The organism is Mycolicibacterium vulneris (assembly GCF_002104765.1).
Lineage (GTDB): Bacteria > Actinomycetota > Actinomycetes > Mycobacteriales > Mycobacteriaceae > Mycobacterium > Mycobacterium vulneris.
On record NZ_NCXM01000034.1, the window covers coordinates 1 to 22658 of the forward strand.

At 69.7% G+C, this 22658-nt stretch carries 19 protein-coding genes and 1 pseudogene; 3 read left to right on the forward strand and 17 right to left on the reverse strand.

The window, feature by feature from the left end:
* The 4 genes and pseudogenes from B8W69_RS25035 to B8W69_RS25050 all read right to left on the reverse strand — a co-directional run.
* Positions 1-304, reverse strand: a pseudogene (locus B8W69_RS25035) (signal recognition particle-docking protein FtsY); the annotation flags it as partial.
* A gap of 432 nt (positions 305-736) precedes the next feature.
* Entirely contained in the window at positions 737-4333 is a 3597-nt protein-coding gene (gene smc, locus B8W69_RS25040) for a chromosome segregation protein SMC (protein ID WP_085292409.1), read from the reverse strand.
* A gap of 204 nt (positions 4334-4537) precedes the next feature.
* A complete protein-coding gene (locus B8W69_RS25045; protein ID WP_085292410.1) occupies positions 4538-4831 on the reverse strand; it encodes an acylphosphatase in 294 nt (97 codons plus the stop codon).
* Positions 4818-5243 (reverse strand): OsmC family protein, encoded by a 426-nt coding sequence (locus B8W69_RS25050; RefSeq protein WP_085292411.1) that lies wholly within the window; start codon positions 5241-5243, stop codon positions 4818-4820. The genes B8W69_RS25045 and B8W69_RS25050 overlap by 14 nt, the downstream gene beginning before the upstream one ends.
* Positions 5244-5296: 53 nt before the next feature.
* Here B8W69_RS25050 and B8W69_RS25055 point away from each other — a divergent pair, with 53 nt between their 5' ends.
* A complete protein-coding gene (locus tag B8W69_RS25055; protein ID WP_085292412.1) occupies positions 5297-6073 on the forward strand; it encodes a PIG-L deacetylase family protein in 777 nt (258 codons plus the stop codon).
* A 15-nt stretch (positions 6074-6088) separates the two neighbouring features.
* Here B8W69_RS25055 and mutM read toward each other — a convergent pair whose 3' ends face one another.
* The 4 genes from mutM to sepIVA form a co-directional block, all read right to left on the reverse strand.
* Entirely contained in the window at positions 6089-6958 is an 870-nt protein-coding gene (mutM, locus tag B8W69_RS25060) for a DNA-formamidopyrimidine glycosylase (RefSeq protein WP_085292413.1), read from the reverse strand.
* Complete coding sequence (rnc, locus tag B8W69_RS25065) at positions 6959-7672, reverse strand: ribonuclease III (RefSeq protein ID WP_085292414.1); 714 nt, start codon at positions 7670-7672, stop codon at positions 6959-6961. It abuts the gene before it with no gap.
* A complete protein-coding gene (locus B8W69_RS25070) occupies positions 7669-8259 on the reverse strand; it encodes a YceD family protein (protein WP_181447477.1) in 591 nt (196 codons plus the stop codon). Before B8W69_RS25070 ends, rnc begins: the two co-directional genes overlap by 4 nt.
* A 68-nt stretch (positions 8260-8327) precedes the next feature.
* Positions 8328-9065 (reverse strand): cell division protein SepIVA, encoded by a 738-nt coding sequence (sepIVA, locus tag B8W69_RS25075; protein WP_085292455.1) that lies wholly within the window; start codon positions 9063-9065, stop codon positions 8328-8330.
* A 505-nt stretch (positions 9066-9570) separates the two neighbouring features.
* Between sepIVA and B8W69_RS25080 the strand changes: the two genes are divergently transcribed.
* Entirely contained in the window at positions 9571-10737 is a 1167-nt protein-coding gene (locus tag B8W69_RS25080) for a permease (protein WP_085292416.1), read from the forward strand.
* A 6-nt stretch (positions 10738-10743) separates the two neighbouring features.
* On the opposite strand, the gene B8W69_RS25085 is transcribed toward B8W69_RS25080, so the two are convergent.
* From B8W69_RS25085 to B8W69_RS25110, 6 genes are all read right to left on the reverse strand, one after another.
* Positions 10744-12453 carry a thiamine pyrophosphate-requiring protein gene (locus tag B8W69_RS25085; protein ID WP_085292417.1) on the reverse strand — a complete coding sequence of 570 codons (1710 nt, stop codon included), beginning with the start codon at positions 12451-12453 and terminating at the stop codon, positions 10744-10746.
* A 278-nt stretch (positions 12454-12731) separates the two neighbouring features.
* Positions 12732-13214 carry a pantetheine-phosphate adenylyltransferase gene (gene coaD / locus B8W69_RS25090; RefSeq protein ID WP_085292418.1) on the reverse strand — a complete coding sequence of 161 codons (483 nt, stop codon included), beginning with the start codon at positions 13212-13214 and terminating at the stop codon, positions 12732-12734.
* A gap of 110 nt (positions 13215-13324) precedes the next feature.
* A complete protein-coding gene (gene rsmD / locus B8W69_RS25095) occupies positions 13325-13879 on the reverse strand; it encodes a 16S rRNA (guanine(966)-N(2))-methyltransferase RsmD (RefSeq protein ID WP_085292419.1) in 555 nt (184 codons plus the stop codon).
* A 10-nt stretch (positions 13880-13889) separates the two neighbouring features.
* Positions 13890-14537: a vitamin K epoxide reductase family protein gene (locus B8W69_RS25100; protein WP_085292420.1), complete on the reverse strand. Its 648-nt coding sequence runs from the start codon at positions 14535-14537 to the stop codon at positions 13890-13892.
* Positions 14534-15301 carry a DsbA family protein gene (locus tag B8W69_RS25105; RefSeq protein WP_085292456.1) on the reverse strand — a complete coding sequence of 256 codons (768 nt, stop codon included), beginning with the start codon at positions 15299-15301 and terminating at the stop codon, positions 14534-14536. Before B8W69_RS25105 ends, B8W69_RS25100 begins: the two co-directional genes overlap by 4 nt.
* Before the next feature lie 101 nt (positions 15302-15402).
* Positions 15403-16521: an alpha/beta hydrolase gene (locus B8W69_RS25110; protein ID WP_085292421.1), complete on the reverse strand. Its 1119-nt coding sequence runs from the start codon at positions 16519-16521 to the stop codon at positions 15403-15405.
* Positions 16522-16990: 469 nt separating this feature from the next.
* On the opposite strand from B8W69_RS25110, the gene B8W69_RS25115 reads away from it, so the two are divergent.
* Entirely contained in the window at positions 16991-17836 is an 846-nt protein-coding gene (locus tag B8W69_RS25115; protein WP_085292457.1) for an aldo/keto reductase, read from the forward strand.
* A gap of 4 nt (positions 17837-17840) precedes the next feature.
* Here the strand turns inward: B8W69_RS25115 and B8W69_RS25120 are convergent, their stop codons facing one another.
* The 3 genes from B8W69_RS25120 to B8W69_RS25130 are packed head-to-tail and all read right to left on the reverse strand — an operon-like array spanning position 17841 to position 22517.
* Positions 17841-18554 (reverse strand): HNH endonuclease family protein, encoded by a 714-nt coding sequence (locus tag B8W69_RS25120; protein WP_085292422.1) that lies wholly within the window; start codon positions 18552-18554, stop codon positions 17841-17843.
* Between the two features lie 46 nt (positions 18555-18600).
* A complete protein-coding gene (recG, locus tag B8W69_RS25125) occupies positions 18601-20811 on the reverse strand; it encodes an ATP-dependent DNA helicase RecG (RefSeq protein ID WP_085292423.1) in 2211 nt (736 codons plus the stop codon).
* Between the two features lie 2 nt (positions 20812-20813).
* Positions 20814-22517: a fatty acid kinase ATP-binding subunit FakA gene (locus B8W69_RS25130; protein ID WP_085292458.1), complete on the reverse strand. Its 1704-nt coding sequence runs from the start codon at positions 22515-22517 to the stop codon at positions 20814-20816.
* Positions 22518-22658 lie beyond the last annotated feature (141 nt).

Here is a 22658-nt window from a genome sequence, read left to right on the forward strand (position 1 = left end):
GCTGGGGTGCGGGTTCGGGGAGTTCGACCTCCGAGATGGTCCGGCGCGGCGCGTCTCGCGGAATCGCCGCGTCGTCGCCTACCGCGGGCAGGCCGGTGGTGTCGAGCCGGTCGGCCGTCGTGGTCTGGCTGAAGGTGATGCCGGAGGACGCGGTGTAGCCGCCGGACCGGTCGATCACCCCGGGCTCGGTCCGGGTCGAGAAGCTGATGCGGCGCCGCCGATACCGCAGCAGGCCCAGGACCAGCGCGGTAATGACGATCAGGGCAGCGACGACCGCGATGGCGATCCAAAGACCTTGGGACACGCTGACATTGTTCCAGGGGCGGCGTGGCCGCCGGGCAGCCACCACCTTCGGGCGCTAGGCACCGGCCCGCCTCGCCCGGCTACGCCGCGCTCGCGATCGGCGCTAGTCGGATGGCACCGGCCCGCCTCGCCCGGCTACGCCGCGCTCACGACCGGCGCTAGTCGGATGGCACCGGCCCGCCTCGCCCGGCTACGCCGCGCTCACGACCGGCGCTAGTCGGATGGCACCGGCCCGCCTCGCCCGGCTACGCCGCGCTCACGACCGGCGCTAGTCGGATGGCACCGGCCCGCCTCGCCCGGCTACGCCGCGCTCACGACCGGCGCTAGTCGGATGGCACCGGCCCGCCTCGCCCGGCTACGCCGCGCTCACGACCGGCGCTAGTCGGATGGCACCGGCCCGCCTCGCCCGGCTACGCCGCGCTCACGACCGGCGCTACGACGAACTGGTGACCAGCTGGTCCACCTGCTGGCCACGCATCCGCTGGGAGATGACGGCGGTGATGCCGTCGCCCTGCATGGTCACGCCGTAGAGCGCGTCGGCGACCTCCATCGTGGGCTTCTGGTGCGTGATGATGATGAGCTGCGACCGCGCCCGCAACAGCTCGAACAGCGAGATCAGCCGCCGCAGGTTGGTGTCGTCGAGGGCGGCCTCCACCTCGTCCATGATGTAGAACGGCGACGGGCGGGCGCGGAAGATCGCGACCAGCATCGCCACCGCCGTCAGCGCCTTCTCGCCACCGGACAGCAGCGACAACCGGGTGACCTTCTTGCCCGGCGGGCGGGCCTCGACCTCGATGCCGGTGGTGAGCATGTCGTCGGGGTTGGTCAGCCGCAGCCGGCCCTCACCGCCGGGGAACAGCACGGTGAAGACCTCGGTGAACTCGCGTTCGACGTCGGTGTAGGCCTCGCTGAACACCTGCAGGATGCGGGCGTCGACCTCGTCGACCACCCCGAGCAGGTCCTTGCGGGCGGCCTTGACGTCCTCGAGCTGGGTGGACAGGAAGTTGTAGCGCTCCTCGAGCGCGGCGAACTCCTCCAGCGCCAGCGGGTTGACCCGGCCCAGTTCGGCTAGCTCACGCTCGGCCCGCTTGGCCCGCCGCTCCTGGGTGGGCCGGTCGTAGGGAATCGGGGCGGGCGCGAATACCTGTTCGCCGCGCTCCTTAGCCTGCTCGTATTCGGCCATCTCCAGGTCGGAGGGCGGCAGCTGATTCTCCGGCCCGTACTCGGCGATCAGGTCGGCCGGTGCCATGCCGAACTGCTCGAGCACCATCTGTTCGAGCTGCTCGATCCGCATGGCCGCCTGGGCGTTGGCCACCTCATCGCGGTGCAGCGAGTCGGTCAGGGCGGCCACCCGGGCGCCCAACGCGTTCACCTCGTCGCGCACCGCGGCCATCGCGGTCGCCCGCTGCTGGCGTTCGGCGGCCAGGGCGTCGCGGATCTTGGCGGCGGCGTCGACGACCCCGTTCAGCCGCTGCGCCAGCAGCCGCCCGGAGTCGGCCACCGCCGCTGCCACCGCGGCGGCGCGCAGCCGCGCCTCCCTCGCCTGCTGGGCCCGCAAGCGGGCTTCGCGTTCGGCCGCGGCCGCGCGGCGCAACGAATCCGCCCGCCCGCGAACCGCATTCGCACGCTCCTCGGCGGTCCGCACCGCCAGCCGGGCCTCCACCTCGACGCTGCGGGCGGTTTCGGTCGCCGCGGCGATCTGCTGACGGTTCACGGGTTCTTCGGTCGGCGCGTGTTGGGTCTCCTGGGCGTTGCGCAGCCGAGTTTCCAGTTCGGTGACTTCGGCGACGGTCTGGGTCCGGCCCGCCTCGAGCTCTTCCCGCTGCCGCAGCAGCCTGCTCCACTCGTCCTCGGACGTCCGGGCCTCCTGGCCGAGCCGGCCCAGCTGCTCGTACATCCCGGAGATCTCGCTGTCGGACTCGTTGAGCGCGGCCAGCGCCTGCTCGGCCGAGTCCTGGCGGGCGGCCTGCTCCGTCAGCGCCCCGGACAACGCCGCGGTCAGCTGGGCGACCCGGGCCTCCGCGGCGGTCAGCTCGTCGCCGGCCTTGTCGATCTCCGAGGTCACCTCAAGCGTGGACAGCTTGCGGTCCGAGCCGCCGCTCACCCGGCCGGCGCCCACCAGGTCACCGTCGAGCGTGACCGCGCGCAGCTGGGGGTGCGCCGCCACCAGGGTCAGCGCCTGGTCCAGGTCGTCGACCACCGCGACGCCGGAGAGCATGGCCGTGATCGCGCCGCGCAGCCGCGCCGGCGCGTCGATCAGGTCGAGCGCCCACCGCGCGCCCGCCGGGGCGGGCTGCGGCGGGGGCTGATCGGCGGGCCAGTCGCCCAGCACCAGCGCGGCGCGGCCGCCGTCCGCCTCCTTGAGGGCGGCGACGGCCGAACGGGCCGCGCCGAAGCTTTCGGCGGCCAGCGCGTCGGCCGCCGTTCCCAGCACCGCGGCCAGCGCCGCCTCGTAGCCGGAGCGAACCTTGACCAGCTTGGCCATCGGCCCTAAAAGACCTGTGCCGCCGTGGTTTTGGGTGAGCCACGCCGCGCCGTCCTTGCGGTCGAGCCCGATCGCGAGGGCGTCGATGCGGGCCCGCAACGACGCCACCTGGCGTTCGGCGTCCCGCTCGGCGGACTGCAGCTCGGCCACCCGCTCGTCGGCCAGCCGCAGCGCGGCGACGGTGCGCTCGTGGTGTTCGTCCAGACCCACCTCGCCCTGATCGAGTTCACCGACCCGGCCCTGCACGGTCTCGAATTCCACCTTGGCCTGCTGCGCGCGGGCGGCGGCCTGTTCGATGCGTTCGGACAGGCGCGCCACGCTGTCGTCGATCGATTCGACGCGCGCCCGCATCGTCTCCACCTGACCGGCCAAGCGCGCCAAGCCTTCTCGGCGATCCGCCTCCGCACGCACCGCCGCCATATGGGCCCGGTCGGCCTCGGCGGCTTCGCGCTCGCGCTCGGCCAATTCGGCGCGGGCGCCGTCCAGGCGGGTGCGCGCGCCGGCCAGTTCGGCGAGCAGCTGCCGCTCGGCGACCGCGACCTGCTCGGCCTCGGCTTCCAGGGCGTCGGGGTCGGTGTCGCTGGGGGCAACCGGCTCCACATCCAGGTGGTGGGCCCGCTCGCTGGCGATGCGTACCGTCGCGGCGACCCGTTCGGCCAGGGCGGACAGGGCGAACCAGGTGTGCTGCACCGACTCGGCCCGGCTCGACAACTCGCCGACCGCGGCCTCGTGGGTGGTCAGCTCCTCGGACGCCACGGCCAACCGCGACGCGGCCTGATCGTGGTCGCGGCGCATGGCGGCCTCGGCCTCGAAGATCGCCTCGCGCTCGCCCTGCCGGTTGACCAGGTCGTCGGCGGCCAGCCGCAGCCGAGCGTCACGCAGGTCGGCCTGAATGGTCTGGGCGCGACGGGCCACCTCGGCCTGGCGGCCCAGCGGCTTGAGCTGCCGGCGCAGTTCGGTGGTCAGGTCGGTGAGCCGGGCCAGGTTCGCCGACATCGCGTCGAGTTTGCGGAGGGCCTTTTCCTTGCGCTTGCGGTGCTTGAGCACACCGGCAGCTTCTTCGATGAACGCGCGACGGTCCTCGGGCCGCGATTGCAGGATCTCGTCGAGCTTGCCCTGCCCGACGATGACGTGCATCTCCCGGCCGATCCCGGAGTCGCTCAGCAGCTCCTGAACATCCATCAAACGGCAACTGCTGCCGTTGATTTCGTACTCGCTGGCGCCGTCGCGGAACATCCGCCGCGTGATGGACACCTCGGAGTATTCGATGGGCAGCGCGTTGTCGGAGTTGTCGATGGTGACGGTGACCTCGGCGCGTCCCAGCGGGGCCCGCGACGAGGTCCCGGCGAAGATGACGTCTTCCATCTTGCCGCCGCGCAGTGTCTTTGCTCCCTGCTCCCCCATCACCCAGGCCAGCGCGTCGACGACGTTGGATTTGCCGGAGCCGTTGGGCCCGACGACGGCGGTGATGCCCGGCTCGAAGCGCAGAGTCGTCGGCGAGGCGAAGGACTTGAAGCCCTTCAGCGTCAGACTCTTGAGGTACACGGCGAGCCAGACTACCGCTCAAATCAGCCCGGACGGCTTCACCGAGGGGTGTCGGCAGGCCCGAAATAGCGCCGCGCTCCGAGCGGTCGGCGCAGTGGTCACAGTGGTCACATCCGCCACGGAGAGAAGGGGATTGTGGCCTTCCACCCGTGGCCGGTGTGACAGATGTGACGCACCCAGGGGGCGGTTGTCGCCAACTGCCCGTCAGCGCTCGACGAATCCCTCGAACCGCCCCTGCGGCTGCGACCAGTCGGCGACCACGTTGTCGACGTGACCGGGCCGCGCCGGCCAGGCCGTGCCGCCTTCGAGCAGGTGCAGCAGCTCCTCGCCGGCCGCCCGCGGCCCCTGGGCGACCACCAGGACGCGGCCGTCGGCCTGGTTGGCCGCGTAACCGGTGAGGCCCAGCTCCAGCGCGCGGCACCGCGTCCACCAGCGGAAACCCACCCCCTGGACCCGGCCGTGCACCCAGGCGGTGAGCCGGGTGTCAGGCTCCGACATTTTTCGCCTCGGAGCTGACCTCGAAGTTGACCGTGGTACCGGACTTGAGCGTGCGCCCGACGGTGCAGACCTGATCGATGGCCCGGCTGACCACGACCAGCAGGCGCTCCTTCTCGTCGTCGGCCAGGCTCGACAGGTCCAGTTCCAGGGTCTCTTCCAGTAGCGGATAGCGCTCCTGCTCGCGGTCGGCGGCGCCGGAGACCCTGATGACCGCCTTGTAGTCGTCGCCCAGCCGGCGGGCCAGGGGCAGGTCGCTGGACATCCCGCTGCACGCCGCGAGCGCGATCTTGAGCAGCTCGCCGGGCGTGAATACGCCGTCGACGTCCTCGGAACCGATCGGCACCTGCGCGCCGCGCGAGCTGTACCCCGTGTAGCGGCGAGTTCCGGTGCGTTCCACCCATAGTTCGGCCATGGCTTATTTCTACCGGGCGAGGCGAACTCGGAGGCGCGGGCATACTGCTTGGCATGGCCACCGTGGTCGCTTTCCACGCCCACCCGGACGACGAGGTCGTGCTCACCGGCGGCACCCTGGCGCGGGCGGCCACGGCCGGGCACCGGGTGGTCGTGGTCACGGCCACCGACGGGCGCATCCACAACGAGGACGGCAACTACCGGCTCGACGAATTACGCCGAAGCGCAAGCATTCTCGGGGCGCACCGGGTGGAGTGCCTCGGGTATGCGGACAGCGGCTACGGCCCGCTGTTCTATCCGGACCCCCCCGGGCGCACCCGGTTCGGGCGGGCCGATCTCGACGAGGCCGCCGGGCGGCTGGCCCGCATCCTGCGCGACGAACACGCCGACCTGCTGCTCAGCTACCAGCCCAACGGCGGCTACGGCCATCGGGACCACGTCCAGGTGCACCACGTCGGCAAGCGGGCCGCCGAACTCGCCGCCACCCCGCGGGTGCTGGAGGTGACGATGCCGCGCGAAATGCTGCTCCGCGTCAGCGATGTCGCGCACCTGTTGCGGCTGCCCGGCCCGTACGAGCGCGACATCGTTCGCGGTGCCTACGCGCCGCGCGCCACAATCACCCACCGCATCAATGTCTTTCGCTTCGCGCGCCAGAAGCGCGACGCATTCGCCGCGCACCGCTCTCAGATCGGCGCTTCCGGCCTGGCCGCAAAGGTGTTCGGGCTGCTGCTCCGGTTGCCGCCTCAGGTGTTCGGTACGCTGTTCAGCCACGAGTGGTTCGTCGACCCGGCGTTGCCCACCGGGGCGCTGCACCACGACATCTTCGATTGAGTCGGCCGAAGATACTCAAACACGCGGTCGCGGTTGGCATTTCGGGCAGTAGAACGAGGAGCGGTTCATGAACTTCTCCCGGCGCATCACCGCCCCGCACCGGCGGCAGGCTTCGCCCTCGCGGCCGTAGGCGTCCAGCGATCGGTCGAAGTATCCGGATTCGCCGTTGACGTTGACGTACAGCGAATCGAACGAGGTCCCGCCCTGGGCCAGCGCATCGCGCATCACCTCGGCCGCCGCGTCCAGCACGGCGATCAACTGCTTGCGGCTCAGCGTGTCGGCGATCCGGGCGCCGTTCAGCTTGGCGCGCCACAGCGCCTCGTCGGCGTAGATGTTGCCGATGCCGGACACCACCTGCTGATCGAGAAGCTGCCGCTTGATCTCGGAATGCTTGCGCCGCAACACTTTTACTACGGCATCCGCATCGAAGCGGGGGTCCAGCGGGTCACGCGCCAGATGCGCGACGGGCTCCGGCAGCACGCTGCCGTCCACCTCGACCAGATCGGCGAGCATCCACCCACCGAAGGTGCGCTGATCGGCGAAGCTCAGCACGGTCCCGTCGTCGAGCAGCGCGGAGATCCGGACGTGGTCGGCGCGCGGCACCTCACCCAGCAGCATCTGCCCGCTCATGCCGAGGTGCACCACCAGCGCCGTATCCGATTCCCGCCCAGCGGGTTCCGTGTCGAGCAGCAGCCACAGGTACTTGCCGCGCCGATCGGTTCCGGTGATTCGCGCGTTCAGCAGCCGGGCGGTGAGGTCCGCGGGCCCGGCTTCGTGACGACGCACCGCGCGCGGGTGATGCACCCGGACGGCAGTCATCGTCTTGCCGACGACGTGGGCGTGCAGGCCGCGGCGCACCACCTCGACTTCGGGCAGTTCGGGCATCTAGACGCTGGTTTTTCCCGCGGGGTCCAGCAAGTCGAGCGTCTTCCAGGTGGCCGCCGCGGCCTTCTGCTCGGCCTCCTTCTTGGAGCGGCCCACACCCGTGCCGTATTCGGTCTCGGCCAGCACGACGACCGCAGTGAATTCCTTGTCGTGGTCGGGTCCTGTGGAGGTGACGACGTAGGAGGGCGCACCCATGCCGCGGGCCGCGGTCAGTTCCTGCAGGCTGGTCTTCCAGTCCAGCCCGGCGCCCAGCGTCGGCGCGGCGTCCAACAGCGGGCCGAACAACCGCAGAATCACCTCGCGCGCGACGTCGATGCCGTGATCAAGGTAGATCGCGCCCAGCAGCGATTCCATGCCGTCGGCCAGGATGCTCGATTTGTCGGCGCCCCCGGTGTTGGCCTCCCCGCGCCCCAGCATCAGGTGGACGCCGAGGCCCCCGTCGCACAGCTTGCGCGCGACGTCGGCCAGCGCCTGGGTGTTGACCACGCTGGCCCGCAATTTGGCCAGATCACCCTCGGTGCGGTCGGGATGCCGGTGGTACAGCTCGTCGGTGATGGTCAGGCCCAGCACGGCGTCGCCCAGGAATTCCAGGCGTTCGTTGGTCGGCAGGCCGCCGTGTTCGTACGCATAGCTGCGATGCGTGAGCGCCAGGGACAGCAGTTCCTCGGACAGCTCAACCCCCAGGGCGTCGAGCAGCGGTTGGCGTGAACTCACCGCTCACCCCGTGGCTCGTCCGACTCAGCGGTGAACATGCCCGCCAGCTTGGCCCAGCGCGGATCGATGCGATCGTGCTGATGATCCGGCTCGGCGGCCAGCGAAACACCGCATTCGGGGCACAGCCCCGGGCAGTCCGGCGAGCACACGGGCGAGAACGGAAGTTCCAGTCCCACGGCGTCGACGATGGACTGCTCGAGGTTGATGGTGTCGTCGACGATGTGGCCCACCTCGTCTTCCTCGGTGGTCGCCTCGGTGGTGCTGTCCGGGTAGGCGAACAGCTCGGTGAGCCGCACCTGCACCTGTCCCTCGAGCTTGGTCAGGCAACGCGAACACTCGCCGGCGGTGGGCGCGGTGACCGTCCCGGTCACCAGGACGCCCTCGGACACCGATTGGATCTGTAAATCCAGCTCGAGTGGGGCGTCCGCCTCGATCGCGATCATGTCCAGCCCGATGCGCGACGGACTGGGCACGGTCTGCCGCAGGGTCACCATCGCCCCGGGGCGGCGCCCGAGCCGGGTGATGTCGAACGCCATCGGTGCGGCCAGGCGTGACCGAGTCGATGGTGTGCTGTGCTGCCGCGTCATATCGGAAATCCTACGGCGCTGACCGCATAATTCCAGGGCGCGCCCGCCCGGCAAACAGCCGCGAAGGGCTACCGCACCGCGTAGTCGTGGGTACCGGCCGCTGTCCGCAGCTGGTGACGTCCGCGTCCCACCGACCGCAGGGTGCCGTTGAGGAATTCCTCGAACTCGGCGAGCTTGTTGTCGACATAGATGTCGCATTCGCCGCGCAGTCGGTCGGCCTCGGCGTGCGCCGAGTCGATGAGCCGGGTGGCCTCGGCGTTGGCCGCCTCCACCACGCTGTTCTGCGACACCAGGCGCTGCTGCTCCTTGATGCCCTCTTGCACGGCCTTCTCGTAGGAGATGTTGCCGTTTTCGAGCAGCCGGTCGGCTTCGGCCTGGGCGCGCCCGACGCTGGCCTCGTACTCGCGCTTGGCGGCCGTGGCGATGCGCACCGACTCTTCGCGGGCCTCGCCGACCATCCGCTCGCTGTGCTGGCGCGCTTCGCTCACCATCCGGTCGGCTTGCGCCTTGGCGTCGGACAGCAGCCGGTCGGCCTCCGAGCGCGCGTGGTTGAGCATCGATTCGGACTCGGTGGTCGCCGAGGACACCATGGACTCGGAGTGCGCCTTGGCGTCCTGCAGCATGGAGTCGCGCGCATCCAGGACGTCCTGGGCGTCGTCCAGTTCGCCCGGGATCGCATCCTTGATGTCGTCGATCAACTCCAGCACGTCGCCACGAGGCACTACGCAGCCGGCCGTCATCGGAACGCCACGGGCTTCTTCCACGATGGCGCTGAGTTCGTCCAGCGCCTCAAAGACTCGATACACGGCCATACCCTCCTGGCGTCTGCAAAGATCCGGTTGTTACTAGTGTGCCTGGTGATGTCCCTGTGACTGCGGTGGCGACACCGGTGTGTCGGGTATTGGCCCGTTCGGTGCGCCGCAAACGCCCTGGTCCGGTGTTTCCGGCCCGGCGGTTGGAAGTCAGTGTCATCGCAGAAGCGCCCATTCACGCTGTTACCGCGGCCACGGCGGCCGCGCGGGGTGGTTCATCCATATTCGTTGCCGGGACCCCGCCGATGCGGGTGGGGCTGCGGCCCGGCATTCGCGTCGACGCGCCGGGGACCCGGCTATGTGCCAGCGATTCTAGGTCGCGGACGGCCCGGGGCACTATCCGAGGCCGTCACCGCCGCGGCGGGCACGACGCGTCTGGCTGTGCCGGGGGCGGGGGCACCGGCGACATTACGCCCGTCTGCTATACCCCCAAGGGGTATAATCCGCGGGTGGGCGCGGCGTCCCCGGAAGCGACGCGTTTCCCGCAGGAGGATTCTCAATGACGGTGCTATCGGCGGTCGGGCACGCCTTGACGCTCGCGGGCTCGATGACGTGGGAAATCCTCTGGGCGCTGATCCTGGGCTTCGCCCTCTCGGCGGTGGTGCAGGCCGTCGTGCGCCGCTCCACGATCGTGGCGTTGATGGGTGACGACCGGCCGCGCACCCTGGCGGTCTCGGCGGGACTGGGGGCGGCGTCATCGTCGTGCTCGTACGCCGCCGTGGCGTTGGCGCGATCGCTGTTCCGCAAGGGCGCGGACTTCACCGCCGCGATGGCGTTCGAAATCGGGTCCACCAACCTGGTGGTGGAGTTGGGCATCATCCTGGCGCTGTTGATGGGCTGGCAGTTCACCGCCGCCGAGCTCGTCGGCGGCCCACTGATGATCGTGGCGCTGGCCGTGTTGTTCCGGCTGTTCGTGCGGTCGCGGCTCGTCGACGCCGCCCGCGAGCAGGCCGAGCGGGGAATCGCCGGCGTGATGGAAGGCCATGCCGCCATGGACATGTCCATCCAGGGGGAAGGCTCGTTCTGGCGACGGCTGTTCTCCCCCGTGGGCCTGACCTCGGTCTCGCACGTGTTCGTGATGGAGTGGCTGGCGATCCTGCGCGACCTCGTCCTGGGCCTGCTGATCGCGGGCGCCGTCGGGGCCTGGGTGCCCGAAAAGTTCTGGCAGGTCTTCTTTTTGGCCGATCACCCGGGCCTCTCGGCGATATGGGGGCCGATCGTGGGGCCCATCGTGGCGATCGTGTCCTTCGTATGCTCCATCGGCAATGTCCCGCTGGCCGCGGTGCTGTGGAACGGCGGCATCAGCTTCGGCGGCGTCATCGCGTTCATCTACGCCGACCTGCTGATCCTTCCGATCCTCAATATCTACCGCAAGTACTACGGCACCACGATGATGCTGACGCTACTGGGCACCTTCTACGCCGCGATGGTCGCCGCCGGGTATCTGGTCGAATTGATCTTCGGCACAACAAATCTCATTCCCGCGCAGCGCAACGCGACGGTGATCGAGGCGTCGATCTCATGGAACTACACGACCTGGCTCAACATCGCGTTCCTGGCGCTCGCGGCCATCCTGGTCGCCCGGTTCGTCACGTCCGGGGGCCTGCCGATGGTGCGCATGATGGGCGGCTCCCCCGGCGCCGGCGAAACCGAACATCACCACTGACCGGCGTCAGGGTTGTGGCAACCGCACGTCCAGCACCACGCAACGCCCTTGGTCGGCCTCGCCGAGCGCCCATCCGATGGCCTCGCTCATCTCCGCCGGCGTGTGCACGCTGCGTCCGCTGCCGCCGCAGGCCCTGGCGAGTGCGGCATAGTCGGTGTCCGGGGTGAGCCAGGTTTCGCTGAAGTCGTTCTCCCGCACCGACACTCCGTCCGGGTACAACCCCATTACCGGCAGCTTGGAGGCCAGGTAAGACCTGTTGTTCAAGACGACGGTCACGAACGGCGCACCGTGGCGATGCGCCGACCACAGCGCGGCGGTGGGCACGCCGAAGTTGAACGAACCGTCACCGCAGATGGCGACGACGGGCGCCTCCGGCCGGGCGAGCTTGACCCCGAAGGCGCCGCCGAGCGCCCAGCCCAAAGCCGGTGCGCCCGTGTCGAATAGGTGCCCGGGAGCTCGGCGCACCTGCCGGGCCACGGCGGCCCGGTTGGTCACGGCCTCCTGGACCACGATCGCGTCGTCGGGCAGGGCGCGGCCCAGCGCGGCCAGCATCGCATCGGGCACATCCGCCGGCTGGTCGGAGGCGGCCCGGCGGATCGCTTCGCGGTCGCGTTCGGCGGTCTCGGCCTCCGCCGCCTGCCGGCGCGCGGCCCACTTCTCCCGCAGCTCGTCGGTGGCCAGCCGCAACAGGGTCTGCTCGAGCAGCAGCAGCGCCACGCGGGTGTCGGCGGTCAAGGCGACCTCGACCGGATACGACCACAGCGGCATGCTCGGTTTGACCGGATCCCCGTCGATCTGAACCACACGGGCGTCCGCGGGCGGGGACAGCTGCGACGGCACCCAGGGCACCTCGGAGTCCAGCAGCAGCACGGTGTCGGCGCTTTCCAGCGGGGCGGCGTCGCCCACCACGTGCAGCGGATGCCCAGGCGGCAGGTTGGCGCGGTCGCCCTGATCGATGACCGGCGCGCCGAGCAGCTCGGCGATGCGCCCCAGCACGGTCGCGGTCCCCGGGTCGGCCGCGGTCCTGGACGTGACGATGACAACACGCTTGCCCGCCACCAGGATTCCCGCCAACCGTCCGAGCGCGCCCGGGTCGGGGCCGGGCGGTACGGCCGGCGGCAACCGGCGCGGCAACGCACCGACGCCCGGCTCCATCAACGCTTCTCGCGGCAGCATGACGTAGGCGGGACCGGACGGGCAGGATTGGGCGACCTGAAAAGCCCGCCGCACGATCGGGGCCAGCTCGCGGCCGCGGGGCACCTCCATGTGCCACTTGGCGTAGTTGCGCACCACGGCCGGCTGGTCGAGTTGCTCCTGCTGCCAATGGATATAGGTATCGCGGTGACCGCGCACCTGCGGCGCCGAACTGTAGGGAGTGCGCCCCGCGAACATCACCACCGGAGTTCCGTTGCGCTGCGCGTTGTGCAGCTGGCAGCCCAGGTTCAGCGTCCCGGCGTCGACGTGCACCATGACCGCCTGCGGGCGGCCGCTGGCCATGTGATGGCCGATGGCCGCCGCCAGCGCGATGCTCTCGTGCACGCACAACACCGCCTGCGGGCTCGGCGTGCCTGCGGCGCGCGCCGCCGCCAGCGCCTCCTGGATCGGCGCGGAATCTGTTCCGGGGTTGATGAAGAAGTGCGCGACTCCCTCGTCGGCGAGCAGCGCGATCAGATCGGCCGCAGCCTCGGGTACGTCGAATGGATTGTCTACCGTCATGAATGCCGTTCCCCTATCGACGTCGGCGACCCCGCGTACTCCCTCCTTCGGATCAGATCTTCAACATACGTTCTGCGTGGGCGTCTGCGATCTATTCCGGTGGACTTGGTTGCCGGTGGCGCGCTCGAACCCGTCGACTGCCCCTTGCGAGGGACTCATGGGTAATCGACGGAGAACCCGAAACCTTCGGGTACCCGCTGCGCGCCCGGGAACTCCAGGGCGCCGCCGGCCCCGTCAATCCGATTGCCGCGAAGGGCTTTCGGCGCCGGGCAACCGGGTCAGGAGATATCCGAAATCCTTTGACGCAGGCGACGATTGACCGGTTCGGGCAGCAATTCCGACACGTCACCGCCGAGCATCGCGACCTCTTTGGCCAGCGAGGACGACACGAACGAATAGCGCGGGGCGGTGGCGACGAAAAAGGTGTCCACGCCGGCGACGTGCTTGTTCATCTGCGCCATCTGCAGCTCGTATTCGAAGTCGGTGCCGGTGCGCAACCCCTTGACGATGGCGGTCATGCCGCGCGACCGGACGAAATCCACCACCAGCCCCTGCCCAGCTTCCACCCGCAGGTTGGGCAGGTGCGTCGTCGATTCGTTGATCATCGCGATCCGCTCGTCCAGATCGAACATGCCCTTTTTGGCGGGGTTGGTCAGGATCGCCACCACCACCTCGTCGAACTGAGCCGACGCGCGCTCGAAGACGTCGATGTGGCCCAAGGTCACCGGGTCGAACGAGCCCGGGCACACCGCGCCGGTCATGCGGGCGCTCCGACGTGAAGGGGTCGTCTCGCCATGACGCGCGCCGAGATGTTGCAGAGCGAAGCGATGCTGAGGAGCGGCGCCATGACGAATGACGGTACACGCCCACCTCACTGGCGCTCGGCCAGCTCCAGACGGGTGTCGCCGTAAACCCGTTGCGGCCACACCGACCACCCGGCCGGCCAATTCAGTGGCGCGCCGCCGGCCGCGCGCTCCACCACCGCGACGCTGCCCCCGCGCACCCAGCCGTGCGCGGCCAACGCGGCCAGCACGGCCTCGACTTCCGCGGCGTCGACGTCGTAGGGCGGGTCGGCCAGCACCAGATCGAATGCGGCCGCGGTCCCGGCCGCCAGCACGGTCGCCACCGCTCCCCGGCGCAGCGTCGCGCCGGGCAGGCCCAAGGTGTCGATGTTGCGCGCGATGACGGATCCGGTGCGCGGGTCGGACTCCACGAAGAGCGCGGCGGCGGCGCCGCGGGAAAGCGCCTCCAATCCCAGCGCGCCCGAGCCGGCGTAGAGATCCAGCACGCTGAGCCCGGTCAGCTCCAGACGCGCGTTAAGGATGTTGAAGAGCGACTCGCGGACCCGGTCGGTGGTGGGCCTGGTGCCGCGCGGCGGAACCGCGATGCGACGTCCCCCGGCCGCGCCGCCAATGATCCGGGTCACCTGCAACTACCTACAGCAGCGTCGACCAGTAGTCCCAAAACCGCGCCATGATCAGCAGGAACACCGCGGTGAACCAGAGCGCGGCGATCGACCACCGCCACTGGAAGAGCACCCACGCGGGGCCGGCCTGGCGCTCTTGCAGGGCCGGACGATAGGCGATCGAGGCGACCACCACCAGCAGCGACATGGTGACCGCCCAGACCACCATGCAGTACGGGCACAACGCGTTGATGCGGTACAGGCTCTGGAAGATCAGCCAGTGCACGAACACCGCACCGACCAGCACCCCGACCGTCAGCCCCACCCAATACCATTGCGGTAGCGCCACTTTCGTCAGCGCCAGCACCCCGGTGACGACCACCACGGTGAAGGCCACCAGGCCCAGCAGCGGGTTGGGGAAGCCCAGCAGCGACGCCTGCGGCGTGATCATCACCGAGCCGCAGGACAGGATCGGGTTGATGTTGCAGGACGGCACGTACGACGGGTTGAGCAGGATGTCGATCTTCTCGATCGTCAGCGTCATCGACGCCACCAAGCCGATCAGACCGGCGATCAGCACCCACCAGGCGCTGAGCGCCGGCACTCGCGGCGCCGGCGACGTATCCGGGGTGAGCCCGCCCGTCGGGTCAGCAGCTGCTGTGGACACCGCACCGGTCACATGGATGCCGGCGCGACCGCGCCGTCGATGCCCGGAATGTTGCCCACGATCTCTTTGATCTTGTTGACCAGCGCATCGGGTGTCGACGGGTCGTAGTCGTCACCGTTGATCTTGATGGTCGGCGTCGCGTTGATGTGCGCGGTCGCCGCTTCGCCGGTGACCTTGGACAGGTACTTGCCGCTGTTGATGCAGTCCGGCACCTTGCCCGCCGCCCCGGCCTCGCGGGCGAGTTCGATCAGCCGCGCGTTGTCGGGGAAGGTCTTGGCGGTTTCGCTCGGCTGGATGTCGGTGCTGAACAGTGCGGAGTGGAAGCGCCGGAACGCGTCCTGGGACTCGTCGGCGACGCACAGGGCCGCGGCCCCCGCGCGCGACGAATAGTTCTGGTTCCGTGGACTGTCCAGGATCGACACCATGGAGTAGTCGGCGGCGATGGCGCCGAGATCGATGAGCCTGGACACCGTGGGGCCAAAGGTGCGCTCGAAGTTGCCGCACGCCGGGCACAGGAAGTCCTCGTAGAACGTCACCACGGCCTTGGGGTTGCTGGTGCCCGGCTGGGTGACCAGCTTGCTCGACGTCACTCGGACGGTGTCGCCGGCGCCGGTGGGGCCGGTCTTCTTGTGGTGCGACGTCACGATGTAGAAGACGAGGGCGACCGCGAAGATCACCACGAATGCGGTGCCGCCGATTTGGACGAGTCGGCTCGACTTACCGCCGGAGGCCGACTTCATGTCGAATCGCGGGGGACGTTTGGGTTTGTCGGCCACAGGTTCCCTGATCTTTCGGTACGAGTTGTCGGTCTGCCCGGTTGCGGACAAAGCGATCGGACAAAGCGCCTCTAGATTACCGGCGCCGGTCGCCCAAGGAATCAGACCCGGCTCAGGTGTGCGCGCAGGGCCGAAATCAGCTCGCTGGTCGCGACCATGCTGTCGCCGCCCAGCTGGAACAGATTGGCGAAGCCGTGGGTCAGCGAACCCAGGTACCGCAGGTCCACCGCGACCCCGGCGGCCCGCAGCGCCTCGGCGTAGCTCTCGCCCTCATCGCGCAGCGGGTCGAAGCCGGCGACCGCGATCAGCGCGGGCGCCAGGCCGGTCAGCGATTCGGCCAGCGCCGGGGATACCCGCGGATCGGTGCGGTCGAGCTCCGAGCGCCGCAGATACTGCGATTCGAACCAGTCGATGTCCCGCTTGGTCAGCAGGAAGCCGCGCGAGAACAGGGTCAGCGACCGGTTCTGCGCGGTGAAGTCGGTGCGCGGATAGATCAGCCATTGCAGCGCCGGCGCCGGGGCGCCTTCGTCGCGCGCCATCTGGCTGACGACGGCGGCCAGGTTGCCGCCAGCGCTGTCGCCGCCGACCGCGACCCGCCCCGGCGTCGCGCCCAGCTCGCCGGCGTGCCGGTAGGCCCAGGTGAAGGCCGCGTAGGCGTCCTCGATGGCGGCCGGCGCCGGGTGCTCGGGGGCCAGCCGGTAGTCAATCGACAACACGTGGATGCCGGCGTCGCGGCAGGTCAGCCGGCACAAGGCGTCGTGGGTGTCCAGGTCGCCGATCGACCAGCCCCCGCCGTGATAGAAGACCAGCAGCGGCGCCGCCTCGCCGCTCGCCGGGCGGTAGTGGCGGGCCGGGGTGTCGCCGGCCGGGCCGGGCAGCGACAGCTCGTCCACGTCGACGTGGATCTGCGGCCCGGGGAACCCGACGGTCGACTCGCGCATCTGCGCGCGCGACGCCCGCGGGTCGTCGTCCACGACCAGCCCGTCGACGCCCACGGCGCGCAGGCCCGAAAGCATCAGCTGCAACGTCGGATCCAGCGTGTTGCCATCGATGATGACCGAACGGCCGCGGACCAGCCCTCGCCTGATCGCGGTCGGGATCCACGGGATGACCTTGGCCCCGACGCTGGTGACGGCGCCTTGGATGCGACTGGCCAGCGGCACCGAGGCGCGGGCGGCTCCGTACTCGAGCTCCGGTGCGCCTGACAGAGGCCTGGTCATGGGCAACCCCCTTAAACAACACGTGCTAACGCTCGACGACGAACGGTTATTCGGTTACCGCTACCCGTCGTCTCGAGGCTTGCCGGCCCCGGCGGCCACCAAACGGGCGGTCAGCGCCGCCGTCGTCGGTGACCGGCAAATCGACATCACCGCCGCCCCCGCGTCATACGCAAGACCGGCCGATCGGCTGCCGATTCCGGTGTGCCGCGCGACCAACTGTACGGGGTGGCGTACACGATGCAGAAGGCGCGGATAGACACCTGCCCAGGTGTTGATTGGGTTGCATTTACTGACTCGGTAATATCGTGATCCACAAGTCGGTGAGCTGTCATCGGATTGCGAGCAACTTCGACGCGATCGAACCGAGCGCCTCGAACTCGGCGCCGAACGGCGTTGATCTCTCGCTCGATGACGGAACCCGGCTCGGTGCACAATCTCGAACCTTCAATTTCACAGGCAGGTGAATGAATTGGCCGGCGAGTCGGGCTCCGCCTTACCCTCAATTGCTCTCAACGACGAAAACACGATTCCGGCCCTGGGCCTGGGCGTCGCGGAATTGTCGGACGACGAGACCGAACGCGCGGTGTCGGCGGCGCTGGAGATCGGCTGCCGGCTGATCGACACCGCGGCGGTCTACGGGAATGAAGCCGCCGTCGGCCGCGCGATCGCCGCCTCCGGCATTCCCCGTGCCGAGTTGTTCGTCACCACCAAGCTCGCGACCCCCGACCAGGGTTTCAAGGGGGCGATGGACGCGTGCAGCGCGAGCCTCGAGCGCCTCGGCCTGGACTACGTGGACCTCTACCTGATCCACTGGCCCGCCCCGTCGCTGGGGACGTACGTCAACTCCTTCGGCGGGCTGATCCAGTCGCGGGGGGATGGTCTCGCCCGCTCAATCGGCGTCTCCAACTTCACCGACGAGCACCTGACGACGGTCATCGACCTCACCTTCGTCACCCCGGCGGTCAACCAGATCGAGCTGCATCCGCTGCTCAACCAGGAAGCGCTGCGCAAGACCAACGCCGAGCACAACGTGCTCACGCAGTCCTACACGCCGCTGGCGCTGGGCAAGCTGAACGACAACGCGACGGTGAATTCGGTCGCCGGCGAATACGGCAAGACCGCCTCGCAGGTGCTGCTGCGGTGGAACCTGCAGCTGGGCAACGCGGTCGTCTTCCGGTCGGCCAACCCCGAGCACATCGCCTCCAACTTGGACGTGTTCGACTTCGAGCTGGCCCACGAGCACATGGACGCGATCAACGGCCTCAACGACGGCACCCGGCTGCGCCCGGACCCGGAGACCTACACAGGCTCGTAGCCCGCTATCCCGTCGGGCAGGTCGTCGCGGCCTCCCGCAGCACGCCGGTGGACGCCTGGTCCACCGGCAGCGCGTAGCCGCGCAGCACCGCGATGAACTGCATGGCGTACTGGCAAGCGAACGCCGCGTTCGGCGGCATCCATTGCGCCGGCGGCGAATCGCCCTTGTCCTGATTGGCCTGCCCGTCGACGGCCAGCAGGTTGGCGGGGTCGTTGGCGAAACGCAGCCGCTCGGGAGCGGGCCAGCCGCTGGCGCCCATGTCCCAGGCGTAGGCGAGCGGGACGATGTGATCGATCTGAACGGATTCGCCGACCTTGGGCCCGCGGTGGAAGGCGATGGTCTTGTTGGTGTAGGGGTCGTGCAGCGTGCCGGTGGCCACCGCGTCCGGACACCGCTTGATTGACACGTATGTCTTGTCGACGAGATCGCGGTTGAGGATGTCGTCGCGGGTGTCACATCCGTTGTGCCCCATCGGCGCATCGTTGTCGTCGTCCCATGCCTCGCCGAACGCCGACCGCAGGTAGTCGTAGCGGTGCTGGCGCAGCGGCACGACGGCGACGCCGGCGAGCACGTCGGTGCCGGGCTGCACCGTCGGAACGTCGGCGCGCGCGGCGTATTCGGCCGAATGCCGGGCCGTCGAGGAGCCCGCGGTCTGGTAGGCCACCAGCAACGCGAGCGCCGCCGCCGCGGCCAGCCACAGCAGCACTTTGCGGTTCACCTGCGCCGCTCCTCTTCATCGCTAGGCTCTGCATCGTCGCCGGCGGTCACGATTTGTCCAGATATTCGATGCGGTCGGTGTCGGTGAATCGCGCTGCCAACACGGCCAAGCCGGGGTTGGCGCGGTCGTCGGTGTAGGCCTGGACGCAGAAGTCCCGCGCCGCCTCGATGAATTCCTGATGGTCGGCCAAGGACAGCAGCCGCAGCGTGATCGCCTTGCCGGACTGGTTGCGGCCCAACACATCTCCCTCCCGGCGTTCCTTGAGGTCGAGGTCGGCCAGGGCGAAGCCGTCCAGCGTCCCGGCCACCGCGCTCAGCCGCCGGCCGGCCGACGAACCCGGCGCGGACCAGCTGGCGAACAGGCACAGGCTCGGATGCCGGCCGCGGCCGATCCGCCCGCGCAGCTGATGCAATTGACTGATCCCGAACCGGTCGGCGTCCATCACCAGCATGACGGTGGCATTGGGCACGTCGACGCCCACCTCGATGACGGTGGTGCACACCAACACATCGACCTCGCCCGACCGGAAGGCCGCCATCGCGGCGTCCTTCTCGTCGGCCGACAGCCGCCCGTGCATCAGGCCGAGCCGCAGGTTCGCCAGCTCGCCCGAGCGCAGCCGGGCGTACAGGCCCTCGGCGGTCTCCGGCGCCTTGGCGTTCTGCTCCTGGTCGCCCGGGTCGTCGCTCTCGTCGATGCGCGCCGCCACCACGTAGGCCTGGCGGCCTGCCGCGACCTCCTCGGTGATGCGCTGCCAGGCCCGGTCCAGCCACGCGGGCTTGTCCTTGACGAAGATGACGTTGCTGGTGATGGGCTGGCGGCCGCGCGGAAGTTCGCGCAGCGTCGAGGTTTCCAGGTCGCCGTACACGGTGAGCGCGACGGTGCGCGGGATCGGCGTCGCCGTCATCACCAGCAGGTGCGGTGTCACGCCGGGACGGGCCTTGGAGCGCAACTGGTCTCGCTGTTCGACACCGAAGCGGTGCTGTTCGTCGACCACCACCATGCCCAGGTTGTCGAATTCCACCGCGTCCTGCAGCAGCGCGTGGGTGCCGACGACGATGCCGACCTCGCCGCCCGCGATCTCGGCGCGGATCTGCTTCTTTTGTGCGGCGGTCATCGAACCGGTCAGCAGCGCCAGCCGGGTCCCGTTGTCGGCGCCACCCAGCTGTCCCGCCATCGCCAACGGACCGAGCACGTCGCGAATCGACCGGAGATGTTGCGCGGCAAGCACTTCCGTCGGCGCCAGCAGCGCGCACTGATAGCCGGCGTCGACCAACTGCAGCATCGCCAGCACCGAGACGATCGTCTTACCGGAACCCACCTCGCCCTGCAGCAGGCGGTTCAGCGGGCGGCTCGCCGCGAGCCCGTCGGACAGCACACCGAGCACTTCGCGCTGCCCCGCGGTCAGCTCGAAGGGTAAGCGCCCCAACAGTTCTGCGGCCAATCCGTCCGGACGCGGCGGGGCCGGCGGGCCCGACTCGGACAGCTCGCCGTGGCGGCGGGCCACCAGCGCCCACTGCAGGCCGACGGCTTCGTCAAAGGTGAGGCGCTCCCGGGCCCGCTGCCGCCGCGGCTCGCTCTCAGCCAGATGGATGTCGCGCAACGCCTCGTCCTCGGAGACCAGGCCGAGCTTCGCGCGCAGTTCGTCGGGCAGTGGATCCGGCACCGGCTCGAGCACATCGAGCACCTGGCGGACGCACGAAAAGATGTCCCAGCTCTGCAGTTTCGTGCTGGCCGGATAGATCGGGAAGAAGTGGCGTTCGTAGGCGTCCAGCAGTTCTTCGCCGCTGGTCGCACCCGAGGCATCGGCGATGTTCTTCAACGATCGGGTCCCGCGGTTGCGTCCGTCGAGGATGAGGAACGCCGGGTGCGTCAACTGCATCACGTTGTTGAAGAATCCGACCTCGCCGGAAAGCATCACCTTGGCGCCCTTGACCAGGTCCTTCTTCAGGTAATTCGCGTTGAAGAACGTCGCGGTCACCTTGCTGCGCCCGGCGCCCAGCGTGATGCGGTGGCACATCTTCTTCGGGGTCTTCTTCATCGGGAACGTCTTGGTTTCGGCGATCGTGTCGATGATGGTGATGTGCTCGCCCGTTTCGGGTCGCTCGCCGTCGGCCTCCCAGCGACTGGCGCCCTCGGTGTAGCTGCGCGGGTAGTGGCGCAGCAGGTCGTCGACGGTCCGGATGCCGAACACCTCGTCGAGGGAGTCGGCGGCCTTGGCGCCCACAACGAAGTCCAGCCGGTCGCTCAGCGACACCATCGCTACTCGACCCCGATCAGCAGCGCGTCACCGTGGTGGCCGGTGCGGTAGGTGACCAGTTCGGTTCCGGGGTGGTGGTCGTGCATGTGTTCTTCCAAGATGTCGCCGACGGCGCCGGCGTCACCGTCGGTGTCGATGCCGGCGCCCAGCAGCACCGTCACCAGGTCGCCGCCGGAGGCCAGCAGGAGATCGAGCAGGCCGATCGCCGCCCCGACCACGTCGGCGGCCACGATCAGCACCTCGTCGCCCGCGATGCCCAGGCCGTCGCCGGGGCGGCAGCGCCCCGCCCAGGTCAACGCGCTTTCGGTGGCGATGCGAACCGAGCCGTGCCGTGCCGCGCCGGCGGCACGGGCCATGGTGTAGCCGTCGTCCACCGCCTGCCGATCGCTTTCGTGCACGGCCAGCGCGGCCAGCCCCTGCACCATCGACCCGCTCGGGATCGGCACCACGTCGATCCCCCAGCCGATGGCCGCGGTGCAGCCGGCCACCAGCTCCTCGGCCGCGACATAGCCGTTGGGCAGCACCATCACCTGGGCGGCGCCGGTGTCGACGACCGCCCGCATCAGCTGGTGCGCGCTGATGTTGGTGACGGGATCGTGCCCGGCCGGGTCGCGCTGCAGCACGCAGGCGCCCTCGCCGGCGAACAGGTCGGCCGCGCCGTCGCCGTCGACCACGGCGAGCACGGCGCGCTCCCGCGTCCAGCCACCGGTGGGCAGGCCGGGGATGCCGGAGCTCAGCGCCGAGATGACGATCCGGCTGAGCCGCCCGGCCGCCAGCCCCGCCTCCACCGCGGCGCCGGCGTCGTCGGTGTGCACGTGGACCGAATAGGTCCGCTGCGCCGACGACGGCGCCGAGGCGATGCCCACCGAATCACCCAGCTCACCCAGCCGGTCGCGCAGCGTGTCCGCCGCCGGGGGCTCGCAGCCGTCCAGCCGGTACATCACCTCGAACTGGGGCGCCGGGCGCTGCGCGGCCGCCTCCGGCTTCGGCGCTCGCGGCGACAGCTCGTACACCGTGCGGGCCGGCGCTTGCCCGGTGATGGTGGACCGCAACGCGTCCAGCAGGACCAGCAGACCGCGCCCGCCGGCGTCCACGGCGCCCGCGTCGGCCAGCACGTCGAGCTGTTCGGGGGTCTTTTCCAGCGCCACCACCGCCGCGTCACCGGCGGCGATGACCGCCGGCACCAGCCCGTCCCCGGCCTTGCCGCACTGCGCAACCGCACCGGCGGCCGCCCGCAGCACCGACACGATGGTCCCGGGGACCTCCTCACCGCCCATCGAGCTGATCACCAGCTCCACGCCGCGTTGCAGCGCCGCAGCGAGGACGACGACGTCGATGTGGGCCAGTTCGCCCCCGGCGACGGCCGCGGCCGTCGCGGTGGCGTCGGCGATGCCGCGCAGTATCTGCGACAGGATCACCCCGGAGTTGCCGCGCGCGCCGTTCAGCGCGCCGGTCGACAGCGCCGCCGCGGCCCGCGCCACGCAGGTCGAGCCGCCCTCGGCGCCGGCGCCCACCTTGGCCTCGGCCAGGGCCGAACGCATGGTGAACAGCATGTTGGCGCCGGTGTCGGAGTCGGCGACGGGGAAGACATTCAGCCGGTTGATCTCGTCGATGTGCGTGATCAGGTCGCTGACGGCGGTGTGCGCCCAGTCGCGCAGGGTGACCGCGTCCAGGAGACGATCGTGCGACTCGTCAGCAGTGCCCAGGGTGACCCACCTCCTCAGCACCAAATCCGGGGTGGGCGCCAGCGTAGCCGTGCGATGGAGCCGCTGCGTTCAGTTGCTCGGCGACGTTGCGAAAGCCTGAGCAGCGAGCATCGGATCCATCTGATCGAGGTGGTCCTCGAC